Genomic DNA, 17574 nt, shown 5'->3' on the forward strand with positions numbered 1-17574 from the left:
CTGATGGGGCAGGCGCCTCGCCTGTCCCATCCTGTCCGTCAGGACTATTGCTCTCCTATCGCAGCGCGGTATGCGGATCCCGGGGCCTTTTCTGGGATCGAGTGCATGAAGCGTCGGAATTTGTTGCGCGACTCCGGCGGCCGTTCCGTCTGGACGACCGTCGGGCTGGTCCTAGGCCTGGCCTTCTTCCTGATCAGCGGCGCGGTCGCCTATCGCAATGTGATCGCCCTCGGCGAAAGCGATGCGGCGATCCGGCACAGCCACACGGTGCTGATCGCGCTCGACGAGCTGCTGTCCACCGTCCAGGATGCCGAGACCGGCCAGCGCGGTTTCCTGCTGACGGGCGGCCAAGGTTATCTCGAGCCTTACACCAAGGCGACCGAGACGCTCGATGGCCGCCTGGACCATCTCCAGAACCTGGTCAGCGACAATGACGTGCAGCAGAGCAACATCGTGCAGCTGCGGCGCCAGGTCGGCGCCAAGCTCGCCGAACTGCGCGAGACGATCGACGTCCGCCGCAAGCAGGGCCTCGCGGAGGCACTCGCCATCGTCGAGACCGATCGCGGCAAGAACAACATGGATGCGATCCGTGCGCAGCTGGCGGCCATGGCACGGGAGGAAGGGCGCCTCCGTCAGGAGCGGCTCGACGACATGGCGGCCGCCTCGCAGGCGGCGATCGCCAGCGGGCTCGTCTCCAGCCTGATCGGCGCGGCGTTGACGCTGCTGATCTTCGTGCTGGTCCGCCGCAACCTGCAGGCGCGCGCCAAGGAGGAATGGCTGCAGAACGGGCTGCTCGGCATTTCGGCGGCGGTGCGCGGCGACCGATCGGTGGAAGAGATCGCCGAGGCGGTGCTCGGCTATCTGGCGGACAAGCTCGACTTCCAGGCGGGCGCGCTGTTCAAGGGCGAGGCCGGGGTATTCCGCCGCGTCGCCACGCTGGGCGTGCCCGGCGATGCCGATGTGCCCGAGGCATTCGGCCTGCGCGAGGGGCTGCTCGGTCGCGTCGCCGCCGAGGGCAAGCCGATCCTGCTCGACGACGTGCCCGATCATTATCTGGAGATCGGCTCGGCCTTCGGCAGCGACAAGCCGCGCCACCTGATGATCGTCCCCGCCAAGGCCGACGAGATCGTCAATGCGGTGCTGGAGCTCGGCTTCTTCTACCCGACCGACCCAATGATGGTGGAGCTGCTCGAACGGGCGTCGCCGGTGATCGGCGTGGCGCTCCGCTCCGCCCGCTTCCGCGCACAGCTGCAGGACGCACTGGAGGAAACCCAGCGCCAGGCCGCCGAGCTCCAGACCCAGAGCGAAGAGCTCCAGGTCAACAACGAGGAGCTGGAGGAACAGGGCCGGGCGCTGCGCGAATCGCAGGCGATGCTGGAGCAGCAGCAGGTCGAGCTGGAGCAGACCAACAGCCAGCTCGAGGAACAGGCCCAGGCGCTGGAGAACCAGCGCGACGAGCTCGAACGCGGCAGCGCCGCGCTGCTCGTCAAGACGCGCGAGCTGGAGCAGGCGAGCCAGTACAAGAGCGATTTCCTCGCGAACATGAGCCACGAGCTGCGCACCCCGCTCAATTCGCTGCTGATCCTCGCCAAGCTGCTCGGCGACAACGGCCCCGCCACGCTCACCGCCGAGCAGGTGAAGTTCGCGCGCACGATCGAATCCTCGGGCAACGATCTGCTCACGCTGATCAACGACATTCTCGACCTGTCGAAGATCGAGGCCGGCCATGTCGATATCCGCCCCGAGCCGGTGAGCCTGGCGCGGCTCGGCACCGATCTCCGCCAAGTGTTCCAGCCGGTAGCGGAGCAGCGCGGGCTCGCGCTGGAGATCCTGTTCGACGAGAGTGCGCCCAAGGGCATCGAGACCGACCGGATGCGCCTGGAGCAGGTGCTCAAGAACCTGCTGTCGAACGCGCTCAAGTTCACCGAGAAGGGTTCGGTGCAGCTGCAGGTGCACGCTGTGGGCGACCGGATCGCCTTCGCGGTGCGCGATACCGGCATCGGCATTTCGCCCGAGCAGCAGAAGATGATCTTCGAGGCCTTCCACCAGGCCGACGGCACGATCAACCGCCGCTATGGCGGCACCGGGCTCGGCCTGTCGATCTCGCGCGAGCTGGCGCGGCTGCTCGGCGGCGGCATCACGCTGGAGAGCCGGGCAGGCGAGGGCAGCACCTTCACGCTGACGCTGCCGCTCAGCTACGACGCCGAGGCGGTTGCCCCGCGCGCGCTCCCCGCGGCGCCGGCCGCTCCGGCCAAATCGGTGGCCGAGCCTTTGCCGGCTCCGCCGCGCCGCGCCGCCGCCGCGGCCGATTGGGTGCTGGAGGACGACCGTGATCGCCTGATGCCCGGCGGGCGCCACCTGCTGGTGATCGAGGACGATCCCGTCTTCGCCTCGATCGTCTGCGATCTGTCGCGCGAGCTCGGCTTCCAGTGCCTGGTCGCCAGCACCGCCGACGAGGCGCTGCAGCTCGCCCGCACCTATCGGCCGAGCGCGGTGGTGCTCGATCTCGGGCTGCCCGACCAGTCCGGGCTGATCGTGCTCGACCAGCTCAAGCAGGAAGACAGCACCCGCCACATCCCTATCCACGTGATCTCGGCCGCGGACCAGAGCCAGACGGCGCTGTCGCTCGGCGCGGTCGGCTATCACATCAAGCCGATCAAGCGCGAGCTGCTGGCCGAGGTGCTGCAGAACCTGCAGGCGCGCACGGCCAGCCACGTCCGTCGCGTGCTGATCGTCGAGGACGACGACGTCCAGCGCGACGCGGTGGCCCAGCTGCTGCAGAAGGACGATGTCGAGACGGTCGGCGTCCGCACCGCTGCCGAGTGCCTGCAAATGCTGCGCAGCCAGACCTTCGACTGCATGGTGCTCGATCTGTCGCTCCCCGACGCCTCGGGCTATTCGCTGCTCGAGACGTTGAGCCAGGAGGACGGATCGCACAGCTTCCCGCCGGTGATCGTCTATACCGGCCACGACCTGAGCGCGGACGACGAGCAGAAGCTGCGGCGTTATTCGAGCTCGATCATCATCAAGGGGGCCAAGTCGCCCGAGCGGCTGCTCGACGAGGTCTCGCTGTTCCTCCACCAAGTCGTGTCCGAACTGCCCAGCGAGCAGCAGGAGATGATCCAGGCCGCCCGCCGCCGCGATGCGGTGCTGGAAGGGCGGCGCGTGCTGATCGTCGAGGACGATGTGCGCAACGTCTATTCGCTGACCAGCGTGCTGGAGCCGCGCGGCGTGCTCGTCCGCATCGCCCGCAACGGGCAGGAAGCGCTCGACGCACTCGCCGAGGCAGCGACCGATCCCCATCAGGGGATCGATCTCGCGCTGATGGACGTGATGATGCCTGTGATGGACGGCCTCACCGCCACCCGCGCGATCCGTCAGGACCCGCGCTGGGCCAGGCTGCCGATCATCATGCTCACCGCCAAGGCGATGCCCGACGATCAGGAGCGCTGCATCGAGGCGGGCGCCAGCGACTATATGGCGAAGCCGATCGACGTGGATAAACTCTTGTCGCTCGTCCGCGTTTGGATGCCGCGATGAACGACGAAACTTCGGAACTCGATATCGACGATATCGAGATCGAGCTGCTGCTCGAGGCGCTGTACCGCCGCTACCATTACGACTTCCGGCACTATGCCCGCGCCTCGATCAAGCGGCGGCTGATTCAGGCGCGCGGGCGGCTGGGGATGAACAGCTTCTCGGCGTTGCAGGACCGGCTGCTGCACGATCCGGACATGCTGGCCAAGCTGCTCAACTATCTCACCGTCCAGGTGAGCGAGATGTTCCGCGACCCCAGCTATTTCCGGGCGTTGCGCGAGAAGGTGATCCCGCACCTGCGCACCTATCCCTCGCTCAAGGTGTGGATCGCGGGGTGCAGCAACGGCGAGGAAGTCTATTCGCTCGCCATGCTGTTCCGCGAGGAAGGGCTGGAGCAGCGCACGATCTTCTACGCCACCGACATCAACCCCAAGGCGCTCAAGGCAGCGGAGGCGGGGGTCTATCCGCTCGACCAGATCCGCAAGTTCACCGAGAACCATCAGAAATCGGGCGCACGCACCTCGCTCTCCGACTATTATGTCGCCGATTACGACCGCGCGATCTTCGACAGCAGCCTGCGCGCCAATGTCGTCTTCTCCGACCACAGCCTGGCTACTGACTCCGTGTTCGCCGAGATGCACCTGATCTCGTGCCGCAACGTGCTGATCTATTTCGATCGCGCGCTGCAGGAACGCGCGGTCGGGCTGTTCGAGGAGTCGCTGGTGCGCCGCGGTTTCCTCGGCCTCGGCCGCAAGGAGAGCCTGCGCTTTTCCGACCACGCCACCGGTTTCGCTGACTTCGTCCGCGAGGAGAAGATCTACCAGCGGCGCGAGCGATGAGCGGCATGGTCGTGATCGGCGCCTCGGCGGGGGGCGTCCAGGCGCTGCTCACCCTGCTGCCGGCGCTGCCCGCGGACTTCCCGCGGCCGGTGCTGATCGTCGTCCATGTGCCCCCCGATCACGACCACGGCCTGGCGGCGCTGTTTGAATCGCGCTGCGCGATGCAGGTGTGCGAGGCCGAGGACAAGCAGGTCCCCGAGCCCGGCACCATCTATTTCGCCCCGGCCAATTACCATCTGCTCGTCGAGCCCGACGGCAGCATGGCGCTTTCCGCCGACGATCCGGTCAACCACAGCCGTCCCTCGATCGACCTGCTGGTCGAAAGCGCCGCCGATGCGCTGCGCAGCCGGCTGATTGCGGTGCTGCTCACCGGCGCCAACCAGGACGGCGCCGATGGCCTGCGCGCCGTCGCCCGCACCGGCGGTACCGCGATCGTCGAGGATCCGGCGACCGCGCGCGTACCGACCATGCCTGCCGCGGGCCTCGCCGCGAACCCCGCCGCAACCCGTCTCGCGATCGATGCGATCGCGCCCCACCTCTTGCGATTGGCCTGAGCCACATGTCCGCCCCCCAACCGGTGAAGTTCCTGCTCGTCGACGATCTCGACGAGAACCTGCTGGCGCTGGAAGCGCTTCTGCGGCGCGACGGCCTGGAATGCCTCAAGGCGCGCTCGGGCGACGAGGCGCTCGAGCTGCTGCTCGTCCACGACGTCGCGCTGGCGCTGCTCGACGTGCAGATGCCGGGCATGGACGGCTTCGAGCTCGCCGAATTCCTGCGCGGCAACGAGCGCACCCGCCACGTGCCGATCATCTTCCTGACGGCGGGCAGCGCCGACGCGCAGCGCCGCTTTCGCGGCTATGAGGCGGGCGCGGTCGACTTTCTCCAGAAGCCGATCGACGCGGGCATCCTGCGCTCGAAGAGCAACGTCTTCTTTGATCTCTACGAGCAGCGCCGCCAGATCATCGCCCAGCGCGACGAACTCGCGCGGCTCACCCAGAGCCTGCAGCTCGCCGACCGGCGCAAGAACGCGTTTCTCGGGATGGTGGGTCATGAGCTGCGGAACCCGATCATGGCGTTTGGCGCCGGGCTGCACCTGCTCAAGCGCCGGCCCGACGGAGAAGCGGGCGAACAGGTGCGCGAACGGATGGAGCGGCAGGTCGGTCACATGACCCGGCTGATCGAAGATCTGCTCGACGTCGCCCGGATCGATCAGGGCAAGATCGTGCTGCGCATCGAGCGCATCGACCTCACGGAGGCGGTGGATTTGGCGGTGGAACTGAGTCGTCCGCAGATCGACGCGCGGGGCCATCGCCTGACGTTCGACCTTCCCCAGGCGCCGCTATGGCTGCAAGCCGACCAGGCCCGCATCGCGCAGGTCGTGAGCAACCTGCTCTCCAACGCGGCGAAATATACGCCAGAGGGCGGCGCGATTGATCTGCGTGTGTGGGAGGAAGCGGATCGGGTAGCCATCGAGATCGCCGATACCGGGCTCGGCATCTCGCCGGAAATGCAGGGGCAGGTGTTCGATTTGTTCGCACAGGTGGACCGAAACGGTGAGCAAGCGGACGGGCTGGGCATCGGGCTGGCGCTTGTTCGGCAACTGGTGACGCTGCACGGCGGAACGATCGTGCTGAAGGAAAGCGTGGTGGGGCAGGGCTCCACCTTCCGCGTGGAGCTGCCGCGCATCATCTGACGGATCGCAGTGCCGGGGGCGCTAGCCGTCATTCCTCTGCTGGCAGGCGGATCCGAAAGATCGAACCCCCGCTTGGGCGGGGGAGGTGGTCGATCGTGCCGCCATGATCCTCGACGATCTGGCGGCAGATCTTGAGACCCAGGCCCAGCCCGCTCGCCTTGGTCGTGTAAAAGCCCTCGAACAGCCTGTCGCGGTCGGCCTCGGCGATGCCCGGCCCGCTGTCCTCCACGTCGATCTGGACGTGGGCGCCAACCGCCCGCGCCCGCACCTTCAGCGCCCGGTTCCAGCATTGCGCGTCTGCCATCGCTTGCGCCGCGTTGAGCAGCAGGTTCATCAGCACCTGCCGCAATTGCACGCCATCGGCGCGGACCGGCGGCAGCCTGCTTTCGATATCGAGCGTGATCGTCGCCTGGCGGGCGGCGAGTTCCGGCCGGAGGAAGTCGACGGTTTCCTCGACCACCGATCCCAGGGTACAGCGACCGCGCGTTTCGGAGCGGCTGGCGGCCAGCTGGCGCAGCCGCGCGACCGTCTCCTCGGCTTTGGCGCCGCCGAGCACGATCATATCGAGACATTGCTCGATCTGCGGCAGGTCCGGTTCGGGCCTGCGCAGCCAGCGGAGCGCTGCCTGGGCGGAGGCAAGGATGACGCTGAGCGGCTGGCGAACCTCATGAGCGATCGTGGCGGTCATCACGCCCAGCGTCGACAGGCGGTCGGCATGTGCCATCTGTGCGCGCTGCTCTTGCAACGCCTGCTCCGCGGCAACGCGGTCGCTCACGTCGAGCAGTCCGAAGGTGATATGATCTGCGCCGTCCGCGGGCTCACGCCAGCTGGTGTAAAGAACATGGATGGCGCCGCCAGGGGTCTTGAGCGCGAGCTGGGTGCGGAAGCATGCCTCGGGACTGCGGAGCGCATCCAGCGACTCCGCCAGCTGGCTCGCCTCGGGAAAGGGCCAAAGTTCTCGAGCGGCGATCGGCAGGGCGCCTTCCTCGACGCCGAGCAGCTTGCCCGCGCGGCAATTGACCGCGACGAGCCGTATCTGGGTAAGTAGCCGCCGGAGCAGATCGTCGCGACGGACCCCGGCAAGCCCATCCTCCCGCAGCGCATCCAGCAGCGTCGTAGCGGCGCTGACGTCGAACTTGCCCAGCGCCAGCCCCATCGCGTCCACTGCGCGCTGCGTTTTCTCCAAACCACCTGCCATCGATCGTTCAGTGCGCGATGAACTGCAGCAGATCCTGGTTCAGCTGATCCTTGTGCGTGAACAGGATGCCGTGCGGTGCGTCGGCGTAGACCTTGAGCGTGGCGTTGGGGAACAGCTCTGCTGCCTGGCGCGCCGTTGCGTCGAAGGGGACAAACGCATCGCGCTCGCCGTGGATCACCAGCACCGGCACGTCGAAACGACCGATGTCGTCGCGATAATCGGTCTCCGCGCAGGCGGTGACCGCATCATGGGCTGCCTTCAAGGAGCCCTGCAGCGCCATCTGATGGACATGCGCCAGCCGGCCTTCGGAAACCTCGTCCCCGTCCGCTCCGGTCGAGAAGAACAGGCGCGCGAAGCCGCGCAGGAATTCCGCGCGATCTTCCATCAGACCGCCGCGAACATTGTCGAACACTACCTGCGGCACGCCGTGCGGGTAATCCTCGCTCTGACCGAGCTTGGGTGTCGTCGAGCCGATCAGTACGACGCGCGCCACGCGGGTGGAGCCGTGGCGACCGACATAGCGCGTCACCTCGCCGCCACCCATCGCATAGCCGACGAGCGTGACATTGCGCAGATCGAGATGGTCGAGCAACTCCGCCAGATCGTCGGCGAAGCTGTTGTGGTTGTAGCCCTCCCACGGCTGATCCGATCGACCGAAGCCGCGACGGTCATGCGCGATAACGCGATAGCCATGCGTGGCCAGGAACATCATCTGGTTTTCCCACATGTCGCTGTTGAGCGGCCAGCCATGCGCAAACACCACCGGTTCGCCCCGGCCCCAATCCTTGTAATAGAGGCGCGTCCCATCACGCAGATTCAGCATTGGCATTATGGCTAACTCCCGGCCCGCCCCTGCAGGCTAGCCTCGATTGTCGAGAAGCACCCGCCCCGATCGGGGGGCGGCGGCTAGCACGATAGGGTGGGTCGGCATCACAATCGCGCCTTGGCGGCAGCGGTCGCCGGTGCAGGCGACGACCTGATGACGGGCATCGCGTTGCAGGCGCCACCCGGCTGCCTTGGCGATGGCGCGTGTCGCCCTTGCCGGCCGACTTTTGGTTTCGCCGTACACGCACCGGTCGGCCGCGTTGCTGCGGAACGGTTCGCCCATCGCCAGGATCTGCTGGCGCCAGGCGGGGTTCGTGTGGCGGATGCCGACCGCGCGAAACAAGTGGCTGGCCGAGGTGACCATGGGGTGGAGATTCTTGGCGATGCCATGCCGCGCTCTAGCAGACGCACATGCCAGGGAATTGGCGCTAAACGCCGTCTTTTGTCAGTTTCAGACATGACCGGCTTTCGGTGCCGCCCGGCGCGCCCCCGAACAGTTCGCGCAATCCTGAAGCGGCGATCGACCCCAGAATGACCTCGGCCGCAGATCACGGCGCGGTGGATTGTTCTCCACCTCCCGGCGCATCGACGACGATGTCGAGCCCGGCAATGCGCCACCGGTCGCCGTCCTTTCGGAAGGAGAAACGATAGATCCCGGTTCCGGCGACGCTGACGACTGAACTGGCGGAACCAGCCGCGTCGGTGTGCAGGAGGAGAAATTGCGCATGCAGCGTGGCTGACCGGTCGGTGATCTCGATCAGGTGATCGACAGTGCAATGACGGGTGGTTCGCGAGGCGGGTATCGGGCGGCGCAACGCTGCGGAGGCTTCAGCGAAGGCCTTGCCGCCGATGACGGGCCCGTGACGGAGCACTTCATCTTCGCCCGACCGTGCCAGTACGCGCACTGGCGCATCCTCGGTAAACAAGGCGATTTGCGCCTGATGGTTTCGAGCATCGACATTGCGAACATATGTCGAAACGAGATTTCTGATGTGGTCGGAGGTGCTTAGCATGGAATGAGCTCGCTCTTGGCTTATGATAATCCCGGCGCCTGTCACTGCGATCGGAGGCGCTCGCTGCTCTACGAGATAACCCGCGGGCGCAGTTACACGGAGGTACCGCCGTGCACACGCAAGTTTGCCCCGGTGATATAGCCTGCATGCGGACGTGCCAGATAGGCGACTAGGTCAGCGACTTCACCGGGCTCGCCCAACCTGCCGATGGCGGTAGCTGCGGCGAGATCGTTCAATTGGTTGTCGCTTGCTTCTTCGAGAAGCTTGGTCAGCACGCGCCCCGGCTCGCTTCCAACTCGACAGCCGCTGGACGCCCGAACAGATAGCCCTGCGCCTCGGCACAGCCCTCGCGTAGCAGCAGATCGCGCTGGGCATCGGTCTCAAGACCCTCTGCCAGCACCGGTATGGACAGGCTGCGGCCCAGCGCCAGAATGGCGCGGATAATCGCGCGTGCCTGTTCGCTGCGTTCGGAATCGGCAAGGAACGACTTGTCGATCTTGATCTTGTCGAACGGGAAGGCGTGGAGCGTGTCGAGCGACGAATAGCCCGTGCCGAAATCGTCCATTGCCACTCGCACGCCCAGCGCCTTTATCCGGCGTAGGCTGTGGAGCGCGCGGGCCTTGTCCGCGATCAGCGCGGTTTCGGTGATCTCCAGTTCGAGCCGTGTCGGTGCAAGGCCGGTCTCGACCAGAATTGCCGTCACCATCTCAGGCAGATCGGGCTTTAGCAGCTGGACCGGCGACAGGTTGACGGCCACCTTGTGCGGGTCTGGCCATGCCGCAGCTTCGCTGCAGGCCGTGCGCAGAACCCATTCGCCGAGACGGATGATTTCCCCGGTTTCTTCGGCAATCGGGATGAATTCCATTGGCGGGATTCCGCCAAGCTTCGGGTGTGCCCAGCGGAGCAGCGCTTCAAAGCCGACCAGCGCGTTCGACTGGAGCGACCGCTGCGGCTGATACAACAGCCGCAGTTCGCCGCGGGCGGCTGCAAAGCGGAGATCATTGGCGATCACCCGGCGGTGCCGGGCCTGCTCATCCATACCGGGCTCGTAATAGCAGATCCGCTCGGCGAAATCGCCTTTGGCGCGGTACATGGCGAGATCGGCATTGTTCAGCAGCGTCTCGCGATCCCCGGCGTCGCTCGGGAACACTGCAACGCCCAGGCTCGCGCCGACCGCCATCGAGCCGTGCGCGGCGAACCCGCTGAACAGGCAGCCCTCCAGCCGAGCCACGAAGCCCTCTAACTCTGCCGGGTTGTCATAGCGTTTGGCCACCACGAACTCGTCGCCTCCCACCCGCGCGGCGATTTCCTGGCCCTGCAGGGCGGCCTGAAGCGCCCTGCCGATCTCCACAAGGACCCGGTCGCCTTCGGCGTGGCCCAGCGAGTCGTTGATTTCCTTGAACCTGTCCAGATCGATTGCGGCGACCGCCAGCCGCACGCTGCCCTCGGCAGCTCGGGCAATCTCCACATCGAGCCAGCTGTAGAGCTGAACGCGGTTGGGCAGCCCGGTCAGCGCGTCGTGAAGCGCCATGTGCGCGATCCGCGCCTCCGACTGCCGCCGGGCGCTGATATCCTCGAAGGTGGTGACCCAGCCGCCGTCCGGCAGCCTGCGGCTGTCGATCGAAAGCACGAAATCGGCGTCATATTCGGCGACAATCCGCGGATCGCCGCCGTCCTCCAGCGCAGCGAGAATGCGGCTCCGCCCTTCCGCCACGCGTGCCGCCGTGACAGGTCCTCCCACCCGCGCCTCCAGGGCTTGGCGCGTGACCTCGGTGAGGCTGGACCCCGGCGGACATGCATCGGGGCCGAGATGCCACAGCTTCAGGAAGCGATCGTTGCGGAGAATCAGGCGTTCCTCTGCATCGAACAGGCAAAGGCCCTGATGCATATGCTCCAGCGCGGCATCGCGGTGGCGCTGTGCCTCGGCGACGCTGTCGCGGTCGAGTTTTGCCTGCGTCATGTCCCGGGTGATCTTCGCGAACCCCAGTAGCCGACCGTCTTCGTCCAGCATGCGCTCGATCGTGACATGCGCCCAGAAGCGCGATCCGTCCTTGCGCAGCCGCCAGCCCTCGCCGGAGATCTTGCCCTCGGCGGCGGCCGTCGCGAGCGCCGCATCTGCCGCGCCCCTCGCTCGATCTTCCGGGGTGTAGAAACGCGACAGGTGGCTGCCGATGACCTCCGCCTCGGCATAGCCCTTGAGACGGGCCGCGCCGGTATTCCAATTGGCGACCCGTCCCTGCGCATCGAGCATGTACAGCGCGCAATCGGAAATGCCCTTGGCGAGGATGCTGAACTGGCGCTCGCTGGCCGCGATCGCCGCGCGGGTGCGGCGGGCGATCAGCGCGCTGCACAGGCACACCGCCAGCAGCAGCACGGTGATTACCGAGAGCAGGATCGACATCGATCGCGGCGAGAGATTCGCGCCCGTTCCCTCGCGTGCCCAGGGGATCAGCTGGATCGCGGTCATGCCGGTGAAATGCAGGCTGACCACCGCCAGCGTCATCAGCAGCGCGGCTGTCGCGCCGGCCCAGGCGGTGGTGCGCCGCACGGCGAGGATCAGCCCGGGCACGAACAGCACCGCACCGCAAAGGATCGACAGCGCGACATAGCCAGGATGCCATCTTATGCGTGCGGGCATGTCGATAGCTGCCATGCCGACATAGTGCATCAGGCCGATGCCCAGGATCGCCACCAGACCAGCGGCGACGAGGGTTACATTCGTGCTCCGGCGCGTCGCCAGTTGAAACGCGGTCAGGATCGCGCCGGCGACCAGCAATAGCGATACCGCGGACAGCCCAACGTCGAAGCCAAACAGAAAGCCCGGATCATAGCCGAGCATCGCTATGAAATGCGTGGCCCAGATGCCGAAGGCTGTCGCCAGCGCGCCCGCAACCTTCCAGATCGCCCCGTGGCGCGGCGCGTTGGCGCATTGGCGCAGCATCAGCACTGCCGTGACCGCCGTCAGCAGGCACATTGCTCCCGCCAGCCCGACGAGCCGCAGATCATGTTTCTCGGAAATACAATAGGCTATCGCGAACATCATAACCTCTTCGGTCGTCGCTTAGCCCTATCGTCAAGCCCTTAACATTTGTGTGTGTAAGGTTTCAGAGCGGCAGCGCGCCAGCATTTGCGCCAAGTGGTTCGGCATCCGATCGGACGAATCGTCGTCGCTCTCCAGGATCACCCGCCGCGGCAGATCGCGCGAACCGCCATCAGTTATACGCGGCCGACACCGTCAGCACGCCCGTGTAGGTGCCGGGCTCGGTGGTGCTGGCGAGCGCAACGCTGCCTCCCACACGGACTTCCAGCGTCCCGGAGGTGTCGGGCGTGCCGCTGAGCATCTGTGCGGCCAGTGGACCGGCGAGATTGCTCGTCGTGGTGACGAGCAAAGCATGCGGGCCGCTGCTGAGGGTGATCGAGGGCGGTATCTGGATCGACAGGGCACGCCCGCCCGCACCCGAGACGGTAAAGCGCGCCGCTTGCGGTGTGTCGCCCGCACTCAATGCCTGGACGCCGTCGGTGACGCTCCGCGCGCCGGCCGTGGAGATCGCAACCGATCCGCTGCTCGATGGCTTCACGATGCTGCCGAATCGAAGGTCTGCATCCTTGGTGATGGTGAGCGGCTGCACGATCGTCAGGGATCCCGTCGCCGTTTCGGCGACCTGCGCCATCGCGACGTGCGGCAATAGAAGCGCGAACGCCGGGCATATCGTACGGAAAAGCATCTATCATTCTCGTTTTGACGGCAGCCGATTTTCGGTCTGCCTGCGACCACGAGAAACGCGATAGGCGCGCGTCGGTTACCAATGCCTGCTTGAAAATGGTTTATCCGGTGCATCTGTCCGAAGGGGCAACCTCCGCCGCCTCAGACGAAATCGGCGTTCACGGTGTAGCGGGTCACCGTCGCGCCCCGCTGCCCCGCCGCTACGGTGATATCCATCCCGAACTGGATGGTGACGACATTGCCGAGACCCATCGGGTTGAGCTGGAAGTTCATCGTGCTCGCATCCGCCGGCGCCCCGCCGTTGAAGGTGGTGCCGGCAACCGCGCCGATGTGGAACAGGGTCAGCGACGCGATCGTACCGCTTGCCTGGGGCGCCATGGTGATGCGGATGTTGCGAACGAGGCAAAGGCTGGCGAGGTTGAGCAGCCCGCAAGTCAGCCGCATTGTCGGCGGCGTTACCGGTGCATTGCTGAGGCGGACCGCGTTGCCGGAGATCCGCGTCACCGAACCGTCCACGCCGATGCGAAACACCGTCGGCATCGTCCCCGCCACGATCTCGCCAAGCGCAGGCGTGGTCGCGACCGGCAGGGTCACGGTCACCTCCGCAGCGGCAGGCGTTGCCGCCAGGCCGAGCAGCGATGCGGCTAGCCCGCACGACATCCTAGAACGTCGCATCATTCGTCTTCAACTCTCTGGGCCAGAAGGGGTTTCATGCGCAGGAAGCCGCCCTGTGCGGGCACGTCCACGCAATCCGGCGCCTGCAGCGCCAGACGCAGTTGCGCGGCCTGGGCGGGGAGGATCCGGACCTGGTAGCGTCCGGGCGGAATGCCCGCGAACATCGCCGTCCCCAGATTGTCGGTCCGTGCCGGGAAGGATGCGCCGCCGCGCTCGGCGACAAGCTCAAGCGTCACCGCGGTGAGCGGCTGGGCGCCGTCCGCCGTGGCCATCTCCAGCTTCACTTCCACTTCGCCGGCCGCGCGCAGCGGGATCTCCAGCGGCGTGGTGCGACCGCGGCGCGGCACCAGCCGGATCGCGCCCGGCAGCTCGGCAAGGTACAGCTCGCTGCTCTGCGATGCGTCGATCCGCAGCTGGGCGGGCAGCGTATCGCCCAAATCCTCCGCCAGCACCTGCCCCTGCGCGTCGGTGGTCACGGTACCGGCGGGCGTAAAGACCTGCACGCCGCCCACCGGTTTCTCACCCGGCTGCCAACGGCCATCCCCATTGGCGTCGAGGAACGTGCGGATCGCCGCGCGACCGCTGATCGCCACGCTCGACGGGGCCAGCCCATAGCCTCGCCGCGCGGTCGGCGCGAAGGCGAAGGTGACTTGCAGCGCTGCGCGCCAGCTGCGCGTCCGAACGTCGTAGCCGCCTGCCGTCGTCAGATCGAAGTGCCGGAAGCGATGGCGGTACGAGGCGTCCAGCCGAAACCGGGACGGCGCGCCGCCTTGGCGTGACAAGATGACCTGCATGTCGCCCTGCGCCATTGCGACCTGCGTCGACACATAGGCGCTCTCGATGCCGGGGCGTCCGGTCACCCGATAGGCAAGGCCCGTGCGCAGCTGGAGCGCCGGGGCAAGCGGTGTCGATGTTTCGATCGAGGCGAGCTGCCGGGCGCCCGCGACGCCCCCGCTCCAGCCCTGCCGGCTGACCATCACGTTGATATAGGTAGCGCCGACCATGCCGGCGGCGCGCACATTGGCTTCGATACGGCGGGTTCCGTCCTGCTGCTCGATCCGTCGGATGTCGAACGCGATCGGCATGCGTCGGCCGCCCGGCAGGGGTGCCGCCAGATCGACTTGTGCGTCGGTAGCGCGGCGCAAGGGCGCGCCGCTCGACATGGGATCGCGCGTCTCGTCGACGAAGCCGCCGGCATATTCGGCGTGCAGCATCCGGAGGCTGACACCGCGGACACGTGAACCAAAGAGCAGGCTGGCGGCCCGCCCGCCACGGCTATCCAAGCCGACGACCCCGTCCAGCGCCGCGCCCGCCAGCATCGCCTTGATCCCGGCGGTGCCGGCAAGGCGTTCCTGTCCATACCAGGGGCGAAACCGCGTCAGCCCCGCATGCGCCGTGATCCTGCGGCTCAGCCCGCGATCGACCAGCGCGACGACGCGCAGGGCGTCCCCGGTGCGGGACCAGGGCCCGTCCTCCATCCGCAGCAGCGGCCGCTCGGGCTGGACGACGCTGAAGCGCACCGCGGTCTGACCCGGCTGCAGCAGGCCGGAGCCCAGCTGGAACGACCGGACATCCTCGCGTACCTGCCCCTGCGGGCCGTAGAACAGGATGCGGACCTGATGATCGCCGATCCCGAGCGATAGATTGTCGAAGCGGTAGCGGCCACCGCTCGCCGCAGCGCGGGCGGCGCGGAGCGTGCCGTCGACATAGACTTCGATCTGCTCGCCATCGGCCACATCGCCTTCGAGGACGAGCGGGTGCGAGAAGTCGAAGGGCTGCAGCGGCGCCGAGGAATAGAAGATGCCGCGCCCCGCCACGCTGCGCGCGCCGAGCAGTGCCTCTGGCGTCGCCACGTCGCCGACCGCGACCCGGCTGCCGCCGAGAATGCCGAGGGCGCGGTTGTCCGCGCTGGTACGCTCCAGGGTGAGCTGGACGTTGGCCGGCCCGGCGGAGTCCAGCCCGACAAAGCCCCGGAAACCGGCAAAGGCGAGATCGCCGGCCGCACGCACGCCCAGCCACCGCGATTGCAGCACGTCGCCGCTGCCCAGGCGCTGTCCGACATTCACCTCCACCGCGGGCACGCTGAACGCCCGATAGGGATCATTCGCGAGTATTGCCGCTTCGGCAGACGCCAGCTGCGAGAGCGCTGCGCGCCGTTCCGCGACCTCCCGATTGCGGACGCGCGGTAGGGTGCCCGTCGGCGTGACCTGCAACAGCTGTGCGTCGGCTGCCACACGCAGGCGCACCGGCAGCAGCTTCTCCATCGTTTCCGCGGCGAGATAGATATCGCCCTTGCGCACGCACGCACCGGGGCCGAGCGCGACCTTGGTCGTGCCCAGCTGTGCAGTGCCTGCATCGAGATCGACGGCAAGGCGCGTTCGCGGGTCGATCGCGCCGCTCGCATGCCGTCCATCGGCAGCGACGACGATCCCCAGATCGAGAATGCGCGCGAACTGGCCGAGCGGCAGCAGCGTGCCGCTCGTGCCGGCATAGGCATCCATCGTCTCGGCGAGGAGATCGGTTTCGGTGCGGACCTCGAGCCAGAGGAGCATGTCCTCCGAGGGGCAGGCGCGCACGCCGGCCGGGCCACTCGCCTGCGCGCTGGCCAAAGCCGGCGCGCTGATCGTGGCGAGGAGCAGCCCGCATCCGGCCGCTCGGACGGGTTTCACGGGATGATGAGGTTCGCCGAAGCGACCTCGACCGAAGCGGGCGCTTCGCGGTTGCTGAAAACCAGCCGTGCGGTCTGGCCGGGTGCCACTGCAGGCGCGGCCAACTGCACCGTGCGATGGTCGGTCTCGGGATAGAGCGCGATGCCGCGGATGCTGCCGAGCACCCGCTGATCCCGGCCGCGACCGGAAACCAGCTCGACATCGCCATATACCGAGCCCGGACCATCGCGGACGAGGTCGAAGCGCAGCGTCGCGCCAGCGGCGGTACCGCCGCGCGTCACCTGGAGCTTGTCGATATGCGCGGAGGCAGCCTTGGCGTTGGTCCGTACCACGATCGGGATGCTGACGCTGAACAGCGTCGAAATCTGCACCGCCACGCCGTTCGCCACGCCATTGTCGAGACGTTCGACCGTCGGCGGGGCGTCGCTTGCGGGCAACGCCGTAATCGCCAGATGGCTGCGGAGCTCGCCCGACGCTTCGGGGGGGCGCACCCGGATCCGCACCGCCTGGCTCTGCTGCGGTCCGAGCAGGACCCGGCGCGGGGTGAATTCCAGCACGTCGCGCGCCGAATGCTCGGGCACGAGCGCGTCGGCAGCCACCGGCCGGATGATGCCGTCGCTGGACATGGTCATGTCGATCAGGTCGATCCGGAACGCGGCGGGCACGCTGCCGCGATTGAACAGGTAGATCGTGGCGGTCCGCGACGTGCCGTCGAACACCACGCGGTGGTGCGACAGGCCCAGGTTGCCCGCCTGGGCCGCCGCCGGCGCGGCTGCGACCAGCATCGACGCGCCGACCGCGAAGCCGGTCCGCCGGAGCGCCCCGGGGATGCCGAACATCTTAGTTGTACGCCGTCGATACGGTGAAGGCGCCGGTGTAGAGGCCGGCGGGCGTGGTCGTCGCCAGCGCCACCGTGCCGCCGACGCGCACGTCCAGCGTGCCCGCGCCGCCCGCGGTTCCGCTGAGCGTCTGCGCGCTGAGGGCACCGGTGAGGTTGTTGCTGGTCGTCACGACCAGCGATTGCGATCCGTTCGCCAAGGTGAACGATGCCGGGATCGTCACCGACAGGGCATGGCCACCCTCACCCGAGATCGTGAAGCGCGCGGCCTGCGGGGTGTCGCCCGACGCCAGCGCCTGAATATCGCCGGTCACCGTCCGCGCGCCCGTCACTGCGACTGCGACTGCGCCGGCGGCCGACACCGGTCGAACGACGCTGCCGAACTGCAAGTCTGCATTCTTGGTAATGGTCAGCGGCTGAATGACGGTCAGCGAGCCGGTGCCCGAAGCAGAGGTCTGCGCCATTACTGCGTTCGGCAGCAACATGGCGGACACAATAAACGACACACGCACAAACATTCCGATTACCCCCACCTGAAGTTCGATGCGAAGGCAACAACCGCC

At 67.2% G+C, this 17574-nt stretch carries 15 protein-coding genes; 4 read left to right on the plus strand and 11 right to left on the minus strand.

Going from position 1 to position 17574, the window contains the following annotated elements; all coding sequences use genetic code 11:
- Window positions 1-105 precede the first annotated feature (105 nt).
- The 4 genes from ABIC65_RS00780 to ABIC65_RS00795 are packed head-to-tail and all read left to right on the plus strand — an operon-like array spanning window position 106 to window position 6069.
- Window positions 106-3540, plus strand: coding sequence for a response regulator (locus tag ABIC65_RS00780; protein WP_354306306.1), 3435 nt, complete (start codon window positions 106-108; stop codon window positions 3538-3540).
- Window positions 3537-4376: a CheR family methyltransferase gene (locus ABIC65_RS00785; protein ID WP_354306307.1), complete on the plus strand. Its 840-nt coding sequence runs from the start codon at window positions 3537-3539 to the stop codon at window positions 4374-4376. The genes ABIC65_RS00780 and ABIC65_RS00785 overlap by 4 nt, the downstream gene beginning before the upstream one ends.
- On the plus strand, window positions 4373-4930 hold the full coding sequence (locus tag ABIC65_RS00790) for a chemotaxis protein CheB (protein WP_354306308.1): 558 nt from the start codon (window positions 4373-4375) through the stop codon (window positions 4928-4930). The genes ABIC65_RS00785 and ABIC65_RS00790 overlap by 4 nt, the downstream gene beginning before the upstream one ends.
- A 5-nt stretch (window positions 4931-4935) precedes the next feature.
- Entirely contained in the window at window positions 4936-6069 is a 1134-nt protein-coding gene (locus ABIC65_RS00795) for a hybrid sensor histidine kinase/response regulator (RefSeq protein ID WP_354306309.1), read from the plus strand.
- 28 nt (window positions 6070-6097) lie between these two features.
- On the opposite strand, the gene ABIC65_RS00800 is transcribed toward ABIC65_RS00795, so the two are convergent.
- The 11 genes from ABIC65_RS00800 to ABIC65_RS00850 all read right to left on the minus strand — a co-directional run bounded on the left by ABIC65_RS00800 (window position 6098) and on the right by ABIC65_RS00850 (window position 17496).
- The gene (locus ABIC65_RS00800) at window positions 6098-7267 is read right to left on the minus strand and encodes a sensor histidine kinase (protein WP_354306310.1); all 1170 of its coding nucleotides are present in this window, start codon (window positions 7265-7267) and stop codon (window positions 6098-6100) included.
- A 7-nt stretch (window positions 7268-7274) separates the two neighbouring features.
- The gene (locus ABIC65_RS00805) at window positions 7275-8090 is read right to left on the minus strand and encodes an alpha/beta fold hydrolase (RefSeq protein ID WP_354306311.1); all 816 of its coding nucleotides are present in this window, start codon (window positions 8088-8090) and stop codon (window positions 7275-7277) included.
- 36 nt (window positions 8091-8126) lie between these two features.
- On the minus strand, window positions 8127-8456 hold the full coding sequence (locus tag ABIC65_RS00810) for a hypothetical protein (RefSeq protein ID WP_354306312.1): 330 nt from the start codon (window positions 8454-8456) through the stop codon (window positions 8127-8129).
- 184 nt (window positions 8457-8640) lie between these two features.
- Window positions 8641-9105 (minus strand): nuclear transport factor 2 family protein, encoded by a 465-nt coding sequence (locus ABIC65_RS00815; protein ID WP_354306313.1) that lies wholly within the window; start codon window positions 9103-9105, stop codon window positions 8641-8643.
- Window positions 9106-9197: 92 nt separating this feature from the next.
- Window positions 9198-9449 carry an SDR family oxidoreductase gene (locus ABIC65_RS00820; protein WP_354307748.1) on the minus strand — a complete coding sequence of 84 codons (252 nt, stop codon included), beginning with the start codon at window positions 9447-9449 and terminating at the stop codon, window positions 9198-9200.
- Window positions 9374-12148, minus strand: coding sequence for a bifunctional diguanylate cyclase/phosphodiesterase (locus ABIC65_RS00825; RefSeq protein WP_354306314.1), 2775 nt, complete (start codon window positions 12146-12148; stop codon window positions 9374-9376). The genes ABIC65_RS00820 and ABIC65_RS00825 overlap by 76 nt, the downstream gene beginning before the upstream one ends.
- Before the next feature lie 169 nt (window positions 12149-12317).
- The gene (locus ABIC65_RS00830) at window positions 12318-12830 is read right to left on the minus strand and encodes a DUF4402 domain-containing protein (protein ID WP_354306315.1); all 513 of its coding nucleotides are present in this window, start codon (window positions 12828-12830) and stop codon (window positions 12318-12320) included.
- Between the two features lie 140 nt (window positions 12831-12970).
- Window positions 12971-13507, minus strand: a complete 537-nt coding sequence (locus ABIC65_RS00835; RefSeq protein ID WP_354306316.1) for a hypothetical protein — start codon at window positions 13505-13507, stop codon at window positions 12971-12973.
- Window positions 13504-16173 (minus strand): hypothetical protein, encoded by a 2670-nt coding sequence (locus ABIC65_RS00840; protein WP_354306317.1) that lies wholly within the window; start codon window positions 16171-16173, stop codon window positions 13504-13506. Before ABIC65_RS00840 ends, ABIC65_RS00835 begins: the two co-directional genes overlap by 4 nt.
- Entirely contained in the window at window positions 16170-17012 is an 843-nt protein-coding gene (locus tag ABIC65_RS00845) for a hypothetical protein (protein WP_354306318.1), read from the minus strand. Before ABIC65_RS00845 ends, ABIC65_RS00840 begins: the two co-directional genes overlap by 4 nt.
- Before the next feature lies 1 nt (window position 17013).
- Window positions 17014-17496 carry a DUF4402 domain-containing protein gene (locus tag ABIC65_RS00850; RefSeq protein WP_354306319.1) on the minus strand — a complete coding sequence of 161 codons (483 nt, stop codon included), beginning with the start codon at window positions 17494-17496 and terminating at the stop codon, window positions 17014-17016.
- Between the last annotated feature and the right edge of the window lie 78 nt (window positions 17497-17574).

The sequence above is a fragment of the Sphingomonas trueperi genome, assembly GCF_040545665.1.
Classification (GTDB): Bacteria; Pseudomonadota; Alphaproteobacteria; order Sphingomonadales; family Sphingomonadaceae; genus Sphingomonas; species Sphingomonas trueperi_B.

What these genes read in the sequence shown, in the direction of transcription:
- ABIC65_RS00825 (WP_354306314.1), bottom strand. Translation starts at nt 12,148, where the DNA reads ATGATGTTCGCGATAGCCTATTGTATTTCCGAGAAACATGATCTGCGG.
- ABIC65_RS00835 (WP_354306316.1), bottom strand. Translation starts at nt 13,507, where the DNA reads ATGATGCGACGTTCTAGGATGTCGTGCGGGCTAGCCGCATCGCTGCTC.
- ABIC65_RS00785 (WP_354306307.1), top strand. Translation starts at nt 3,537, where the DNA reads ATGAACGACGAAACTTCGGAACTCGATATCGACGATATCGAGATCGAG.
- ABIC65_RS00800 (WP_354306310.1), bottom strand. Translation starts at nt 7,267, where the DNA reads ATGGCAGGTGGTTTGGAGAAAACGCAGCGCGCAGTGGACGCGATGGGG.
- ABIC65_RS00795 (WP_354306309.1), top strand. Translation starts at nt 4,936, where the DNA reads ATGTCCGCCCCCCAACCGGTGAAGTTCCTGCTCGTCGACGATCTCGAC.
- ABIC65_RS00815 (WP_354306313.1), bottom strand. Translation starts at nt 9,105, where the DNA reads ATGCTAAGCACCTCCGACCACATCAGAAATCTCGTTTCGACATATGTT.
- ABIC65_RS00805 (WP_354306311.1), bottom strand. Translation starts at nt 8,090, where the DNA reads ATGCTGAATCTGCGTGATGGGACGCGCCTCTATTACAAGGATTGGGGC.
- ABIC65_RS00850 (WP_354306319.1), bottom strand. Translation starts at nt 17,496, where the DNA reads ATGTTGCTGCCGAACGCAGTAATGGCGCAGACCTCTGCTTCGGGCACC.
- ABIC65_RS00845 (WP_354306318.1), bottom strand. Translation starts at nt 17,012, where the DNA reads ATGTTCGGCATCCCCGGGGCGCTCCGGCGGACCGGCTTCGCGGTCGGC.
- ABIC65_RS00810 (WP_354306312.1), bottom strand. Translation starts at nt 8,456, where the DNA reads ATGGTCACCTCGGCCAGCCACTTGTTTCGCGCGGTCGGCATCCGCCAC.
- ABIC65_RS00830 (WP_354306315.1), bottom strand. Translation starts at nt 12,830, where the DNA reads ATGCTTTTCCGTACGATATGCCCGGCGTTCGCGCTTCTATTGCCGCAC.
- ABIC65_RS00780 (WP_354306306.1), top strand. Translation starts at nt 106, where the DNA reads ATGAAGCGTCGGAATTTGTTGCGCGACTCCGGCGGCCGTTCCGTCTGG.
- ABIC65_RS00790 (WP_354306308.1), top strand. Translation starts at nt 4,373, where the DNA reads ATGAGCGGCATGGTCGTGATCGGCGCCTCGGCGGGGGGCGTCCAGGCG.